The sequence below is a fragment of the Streptomyces sp. NPDC057543 genome (assembly GCF_042801895.1).
In the GTDB taxonomy this organism is placed as follows: domain Bacteria; phylum Actinomycetota; class Actinomycetes; order Streptomycetales; family Streptomycetaceae; genus Streptomyces.
Genome location: NZ_JBHVFF010000383.1, coordinates 1 through 6,793 on the forward strand (window position 1 = coordinate 1; position 6,793 = coordinate 6,793).

Here is a 6,793-nt window from a genome sequence, read left to right on the forward strand (position 1 = left end):
GGCTCCGTTCGAGCCCGTCCGACGGCGCGGCCCGGGTCATCGGGCCGATGCCTCCAGCAGGGTGCGCAGCCGCGTCGTGCGGTCCTGCGCCGGGGACTGGGCGACCGCGCGCTGGAGCGCCTGATCCACCCCGTGCACGACGGACAGATGCCGCTCGCCGCGGCTGAAGGCGGTGTACACCCAAGGGCGGCTCAGCGCCTGCGCGGCGTCACCGGGCAGCACGACGACCACGGCGGGCCATCGCATACCGGCCGCCTGATGGGCGCTGAGGGCCCAGCCGTGCCGTACGGACGACTCCACCCGATCCTGGGGTACGACGAGCTTCGTGCCCCCGCAGTCCAGATGCAGGCCCTCGGCATCGGCTGAGACGACCACTCCGGGCAGCGTCCTGCCGGGGGCCGGGACATGGACGACGCGGTCGCCCGGGTCGAAGCCGCCGAACCGCCCCGGGCCGGGGTTGATCCGCTCCTTGAGCGCCGCGTTCAGAGCCCGGGTGCCCGCAGGGCCGCCGTGGCCGACGGTGATCACCTCGGTGTCGGCCGACGGTACGCCGATGGCGCGCGGCACCGAGTCGGCGACCAGCTGCACGGTGCGGTGCACCGCCTCGCCCGCATCGCGCACGGGGACGATCACCACTTCCTTGCCGGGCGCCGCGACCTGGTTCAGCTCTCCGATGCCGATGCCGGAGACCAGTTCGCCGATCGGTCCCGGATCGGGTGTACGGGACACGATCTGCGGGCAGGCGCGGGCCGCCAGCACATCCGCGAACACCCGTCCCGCGCCGGCCGAACCCAGCACGCCGGGATCGCCGCTGAGTACCAGCCGGGTGCCGTCACTCAGGGACTCCACGAGGATCGCGGCGGTCTCGACGTCCAGCTGCGGGGCGTCCAGCACGACGAGCAGGTCGACGGCGATCGCCCCCTCCTCGTCCCGCCCCGGACCTTCCGCGCCACAGAGCAGCCCGGCGAGGGTGACGGCCGCCGACGGATCGCCGGTCGCCTCGGCCAGCCGGTGCCTGCCGTCCATGCTGTGCACGGCACCCAGCGCGCGCAGTCCCAGGCCGCGGGCAGCACTGATCAGCGCCGCGGGTTCGGCCCTGGCCGCCTCGCCGCCGGTGTGCGCCACCAGGCCGTGGGCCGCGACCGCACGGATCAGCTCGGCTGCCGACGGGGAGCCCGCGGCCGTGGCCGCCGCCGTCCAGTCGGCGTCCGTCTCGCAGGCGTTGACCAGCCGGGCCAGCCCATCGGCCAGGCTCTCCTCGGCGAGTGCGTACCGGTCGAGCCCCAGCAGCACCGGTACGGGTTCCTGCCCGGCCCGGTCCTCCGCGCTCTCCCCGGCCTCCGCGGGTGTTCCGGGCTCCTGGTCGCCCTGGTCGCCCAGGTCCTCCTGGCCGTCCTGGAAGACCAGGACGACGCCCTCGGCGACGGCGTGCTCGACGGCCGCGGCGGGGTCGCTCACCGCGCGCTCGGCGAGCGCCGCACGGACCGCCGTCGCGTCCAGCGCCGTATGGCCCTGGAGCGCGGCCCGTTCCAGCAGCCAGCCGACCAGGGCCGAGGTCCGCCGCTCGTCGTCCGGACCGCACTCGGTGCCCAGCAGGGCCCGGGCGAAACCGTCGGCCTGCTCCGGTCTGACGCCCGGCACGGCAAGCAACTGCCAGGGGTCCTCGCGCAGGGAGCCGGCCGCCTGCGCACCGAGGGCCTCCGCGGCCGGGGCGGCCAGCGTTCCGGGAGCCCCGCCCTCGGCCAGTACGGCGGCCACCGCTGCCACGGCCTGCGGCGAGGGGCCCTGTGCGGCTGTGGCCGGCCGGGCCGTCCGGGGCCGTTCCGGCGCGGGCGCGGGAGCGGCCCGGCGGGGGGCGGCGGGTTCGGGCGAGTCGAAGAACCCGGCGGAGGGCTTCTCGCCGCTCTCCACGGCACGCACGGCCGCCAGCAGATCGGCCGCCCTGCCACTCAGCTTCGCACCGGCGGCGATGGGGCCCGCCTTCTCCGCCTTGCGCTTCTCGATCCGTTCCCGGAGCTCACGCTGGGCGGCGAGTTCGGCCTCCGCCTCGGAGAGCGGGGCGGGGCCGGCGACCGCCCCGTCCACGGTGCCGTCGGCCGCGGCTGTCGCGTCGGTGGCGCCGTCGGGCTCGGCGTCGGCCGCGGCCTTTTTGCCGGTCCCGGTGGCCCGGTGGTCGTCGCCGTCCGTCTCCGCGGCATCGACGGCGGCATCGGCCGTCGGCGATCCCTCGTCCGCCTCGTGCCCCTCGTCCGGAGCGGACGGGGCGGGCACGGCCGCGGAGGGGTCCGCGACGACGCCGTTGTCGTCGGCGGCCGGGGAGCCGGGGGTTTCCCCCCGGGGAAGCGCAGTCACAGCGTGCTCCAGTCCTGATCGGGATAGCGGTGCACGGGCGCCGACACATCGTCGAGCGCCTGGCAGATCTCGTCAGGAAGAGTAAGCGCCTCCACTGACAATGCCTCCGTGAGCTGCTGCGCATTGCGCGCACCGACGATCGGGGCCACCACCCCCGGCCGGTCCCGCACCCAGGCGAGAGCCACCTGGAGCGCCGTCGTGGCCAGGCCGTCGGCCGCGGTGGACACCGCGTCCACGATGCGGCTCGCCGGGTCGTCCAGATACGGCTCGACGAACGGGGCCAGCAGCTCCGAGGCGCCGCGCGAGTCCGCCGGAGTACCCGTCCGGTACTTGCCGGTCAGGACCCCCCTGCCCAGCGGGGAGGAGGGCAGCAGCCCCACGCCCAGATCGCGAGCGGCCGGCAGCACCTCGCGTTCCACACCCCGCTGCAACAGGGAGTACTCCATCTGGGTGCTCGCCAGCCGGGTGCGCACCCCGGAGGCGAGCTGCCAGGTCGCCGCCTTGGCCAGCTGCCAGCCACAGAAGTTCGACACCCCCGCGTACCGGACGCGGCCGGTGGAGACCGCCAGGTCCACCGCCTGAAGGGTCTCCTCCAGCGGGGTCACCGGGTCGAAGGCGTGGATCTGCCACAGGTCCACGTAATCCGTGCCGAGCCGTGCCAGGGAGGCGTCCAGCGCGGCCAGCAGATGGCCGCGCGAGCCGTTGAACCGGCGGTACGGGTCGGCCACGCTGCCGGCCTTGGTGGCGATGACCAGATCCTGCCGTGGCACCAGACCCTCGGTGAGTCGTCCGAGCAGATATTCCGCCTCTCCACCGCCGTACACATCAGCCGTGTCGACCAGCGTGCCGCCCGCCTCCCAGAAGGCTTTCAGCTGTTCGGCAGCGTCGTGCTCGTCGGTGTCCCGACCCCAGGTGAGGGTGCCGAGCCCGATCCGGGACACTCGAAGGCCGGTGCGGCCGAGATGCCTCTGCTCCATGGGCGCTGAGATTACTGGCCAGGACCCCACCCGGCGGAAGCCTGTGGACAACCCGGCACCAAGTCGCCCCTGCCGGAACCCGCCGCCGCGCGCTAGAGTCCGGGTCTCAGGCACGTTACTGATCAGTAAGGGGAGCGGCTATGCGGCTCGGCATCAATCTCGGTTACTGGGGTGCGGGAATGGACGGCGACAACCTCGCCGTCGCCCAGGAGGCCGACCGGCTCGGATACGACGTCTGCTGGGCGGCCGAGGCGTACGGCTCCGACGCACCGACGGTGCTCGCCTGGGTCGCCGCCCGGACCGAATCCATCGACGTCGGCTCCGCGATCATGCAGATCCCGGCCCGCCAGCCCGCGATGACGGCGATGACCGCCGCCACTCTCGACTCGCTCTCCGGCGGTCGGTTCCGGCTCGGCCTCGGCGTGTCGGGACCGCAGGTCTCCGAGGGCTGGTACGGCGTCAAGTTCGACAAGCCGCTGGCCCGCACCCGGGAGTACGTCGAGATCGTCCGCAAGGCGATGTCCCGTGAGCGGCTGTCGTACGAGGGGCAGCACTGGACCCTCCCGCTGCCGGACGGCCCGGGCAAGCCCATCAAGCTCACCGTCCACCCGCAGCGCGAGCACATTCCGCTCTACATCGCCGCGATCGGCCCGAAGAACCTGGAACAGACCGGCGAGATCGCCGACGGCGCGCTGCTCATCTTCCCCTCGGCGGAGCACCTCGAGGACACCGCCGTGAAGTACCTGCGGGCGGGCCGCGAGAAGGCCGGGAAGACCATGGAGGGCTTCGACGTCTGCCCGACCCTGCCGCTCGCCGTCGGTGACGACGTCAACGGCCTCGCGGACATGTTCCGTCCGTACACCGCGCTGTACGTGGGCGGCATGGGCAGCCGCAAGCAGAACTTCTACAACCAGCTCGCGCAGCGCATGGGCTACGAGAAGGAAGCCGCCGAGATCCAGGACAAGTACCTGTCCGGCGACAAGAGCGGTGCCGCTGCCGCCGTCCCGCACCAGCTGATCGACCAGACCACGCTGCTCGGTCCGGTGGAGCGGATCGCCGAGCGGATGCAGGCGTACGCCGCGGCGGGGGTCACGACGCTGACTCTGGCTCCGGCCGGATTCACGCTCGACGAGCGGATCACGGCTCTGCGGGCCGGCACGGAGGCGCTGGAGCGGTCCGGGCTCGCGTAACGCGGACTCCGGGGGCTCCGGGAGAGCGCTACGGCCGTGGTGGGGGCTCGGGGGCTCCCCGCCACGGCCGTTACGCGTAACAACGCTTCCGGGGGCGCGGGGTTACGCCGATCGGCGTGCGGCCCGGCGCGGGTCCACCGGGGTCACGGTCGGTACTCGACCGCCGCAGGGGCCGGGAAGGCCGCGGCCCGTCCGGCGTAGCCGGGGGGTGTTCCTGTTGCCCGGGTGGGAGTGTCGCATTTGACTGTCGAGGGGCGGATGCCGGTACGGAGGTGGCAGTGGTGCTCTCGGCAAGGAACCTGTTCCAGGAGATTCTCGACGAAGACGAGTCGTTCCGGCTGCTCTGTTCCATCGCGGCGAGCGGAGAGTCCCAGGGGGGCTGGGAGAACGGCCGTATCGCGACCCTCGTGCCCCAGAGCCAGCGGGCCCTGGCGCCCAAGATCACGCGGCACGGCGCGGACGAGGACAAGCACGGCCGGATCTTCCACACGCTGCTGAAGAAGCGCGGGCTGCAGCCGGTCGAGGTTCCGCGCGAGACCGACTACACGATGCTGCTGGAGAAGCACGGCATCGGCCTCGCCCATGAGCGGCTGGGGCGCCAGGAGCCGCTCTCCGAGCACGACATCATCACCTACCTCGCGCACAGCAGGGTCACCGAACAGCGTGCCTCCGAGCAGATGACGCTGCTGCGCAAGCACTTCGCCGACCACCCCGACCTCGGCCGCGCGGTGCGGATGATCTCGAACGACGAGGACAACCACCTGGCGTACTGCCACGAGGAGTTGCTCCGGCTCGCCCGCGTCGGACACGGCCGTACGATCCAGCGCGTCCTGCGCGAGTGCGCGCTCGCCGAGATCCGGGTGTACCGCGACGTCAGCCTCGCCGTCATGGACCGCATGGGCCGCATCCTGGGCTGGCCCCGGGCCAAGGCGGCGGTGCTGGCCGCGGGGATCCACGGGATCTACGTGTACGAACGGCTCCTGGGATGGCGGCGCATGGTGAGCCTGCGGCTGCCCGAGCGGCGCGACGCACTGGGCGGTCCCGCCGCGCAGGCGGCCGAGTCCGCCTGATCCGGGCGCCGCGGCGGACCGGCCGTCAGAGCCAGCCGCGCCGCTTGAACTGCCGGTACAGGCCGAACACCACGGAACCCATCAGCACGATCACCACCGGATAGGCCCACACCCAGCCGAGTTCCGGCATGTGCTTGAAGTTCATGCCGTAGATCCCCGCCACCATCGTCGGTACGGCGGCCATCGCCGCCCAGGCCGAGATCTTGCGCATGTCGTCGTTCTGCCGCACGCCCACCTGGGCCAGATGCGCCGAGAGGATGTCGGAGAGCAGCCGGTCGAGCCCGTCCACATACTCGTTGGCACGCGTCAGATGGTCGCTCACGTCGCGGAAGAACGGCTGCGAGTGCTCGGGGACGAAAGGCACTTCCGCGCTCGCCAGACGGGTCATGGGGGCGCTCAGCGGTCCCGCGGCCCGGCGGAACTCCAGCAGCTGCCGCTTGAAGGTGTAGATGCGGGACGCGGTGTTCTTGGTGTCCACGGTGCCGGTCGGCGCGAACACCTCGGTCTCCAGCTCCTCCAGGTCGGCCTGGAGCTCGCCCGCCACCTCGATGTAGTGGTCGACGACGGCGTCACTGATCGCGTACAACACCGCGGTCGGCCCGTGCTTGAGGACCTCCGGCTCCGCCTCCAGACGGCGGCGCACCGCGGCGAGCGGCGCGCCCTCCCCGTGCCGGACCGTCACGACGAAGGAATCGCCGATGAAGGCCATCAGCTCGTCGGTGGTGACCGTGTCGCTCAGGTGCTCGTACACCACCGGCTTGATGACCGCGAAGAGCGAGTCGTCGTACACCTCCAGCTTGGGCCGCTGGTGCGCGCTCAGGGCGTCCTCCACGGCCAGCGGATGGAGTCCGAACTCGCTGCTGACGCGGTCGATCTCCTGCCCCGTCGGCTCGTACAGGCCGATCCAGAGAAACGCGTCCCCGGTCGCCCGCGCCTCCGCGAGGGCATCGGAAAGATCGGCGGGGCCTTCGGTACGACGCCCGTCCCGGTAGATCGCACAGTCCACAATCACGGCGCGCATTCTTCCCTGCCCCGCTCCCCGGCGCACCTCACCGCCGGCAGCGGCCGTGCCCGGCGCCGTGGGCCCGGCCGGAAACTCGGAACAGGCCCTAACTTGATCTTTAACCTTGAGATCCGAACGACTCGTCGTACTTGATCACTCGGAACGGTAATTGCCCTGCACGGAGGCGGCCTTCGGCTGAGC

General features: G+C 72.3%; 5 protein-coding genes. 2 read left to right on the top strand and 3 right to left on the bottom strand.

From position 1 onward, the window contains the following. Positions 1–36: 36 nt before the first annotated feature. Positions 37–2,352 carry a helix-hairpin-helix domain-containing protein gene (locus ACFU8Q_RS37630; RefSeq protein WP_384463489.1) on the bottom strand — a complete coding sequence of 772 codons (2,316 nt, stop codon included), beginning with the start codon at positions 2,350–2,352 and terminating at the stop codon, positions 37–39. Continuing rightward, complete coding sequence (locus ACFU8Q_RS37635; protein WP_384463492.1) at positions 2,349–3,329, bottom strand: aldo/keto reductase; 981 nt, start codon at positions 3,327–3,329, stop codon at positions 2,349–2,351. Before ACFU8Q_RS37635 ends, ACFU8Q_RS37630 begins: the two co-directional genes overlap by 4 nt. A gap of 140 nt (positions 3,330–3,469) precedes the next feature. Between ACFU8Q_RS37635 and ACFU8Q_RS37640 the strand changes: the two genes are divergently transcribed. Together ACFU8Q_RS37640 and ACFU8Q_RS37645 are read left to right on the top strand one after the other, a co-directional pair. Next, complete coding sequence (locus ACFU8Q_RS37640; RefSeq protein WP_266745260.1) at positions 3,470–4,519, top strand: LLM class F420-dependent oxidoreductase; 1,050 nt, start codon at positions 3,470–3,472, stop codon at positions 4,517–4,519. A gap of 281 nt (positions 4,520–4,800) precedes the next feature. Next, positions 4,801–5,589: a ferritin-like domain-containing protein gene (locus ACFU8Q_RS37645; RefSeq protein ID WP_384463495.1), complete on the top strand. Its 789-nt coding sequence runs from the start codon at positions 4,801–4,803 to the stop codon at positions 5,587–5,589. A gap of 25 nt (positions 5,590–5,614) precedes the next feature. Here ACFU8Q_RS37645 and corA read toward each other — a convergent pair whose 3' ends face one another. Continuing rightward, positions 5,615–6,610 carry a magnesium/cobalt transporter CorA gene (gene corA / locus ACFU8Q_RS37650; protein WP_384463497.1) on the bottom strand — a complete coding sequence of 332 codons (996 nt, stop codon included), beginning with the start codon at positions 6,608–6,610 and terminating at the stop codon, positions 5,615–5,617. Positions 6,611–6,793: the final 183 nt, after the last annotated feature.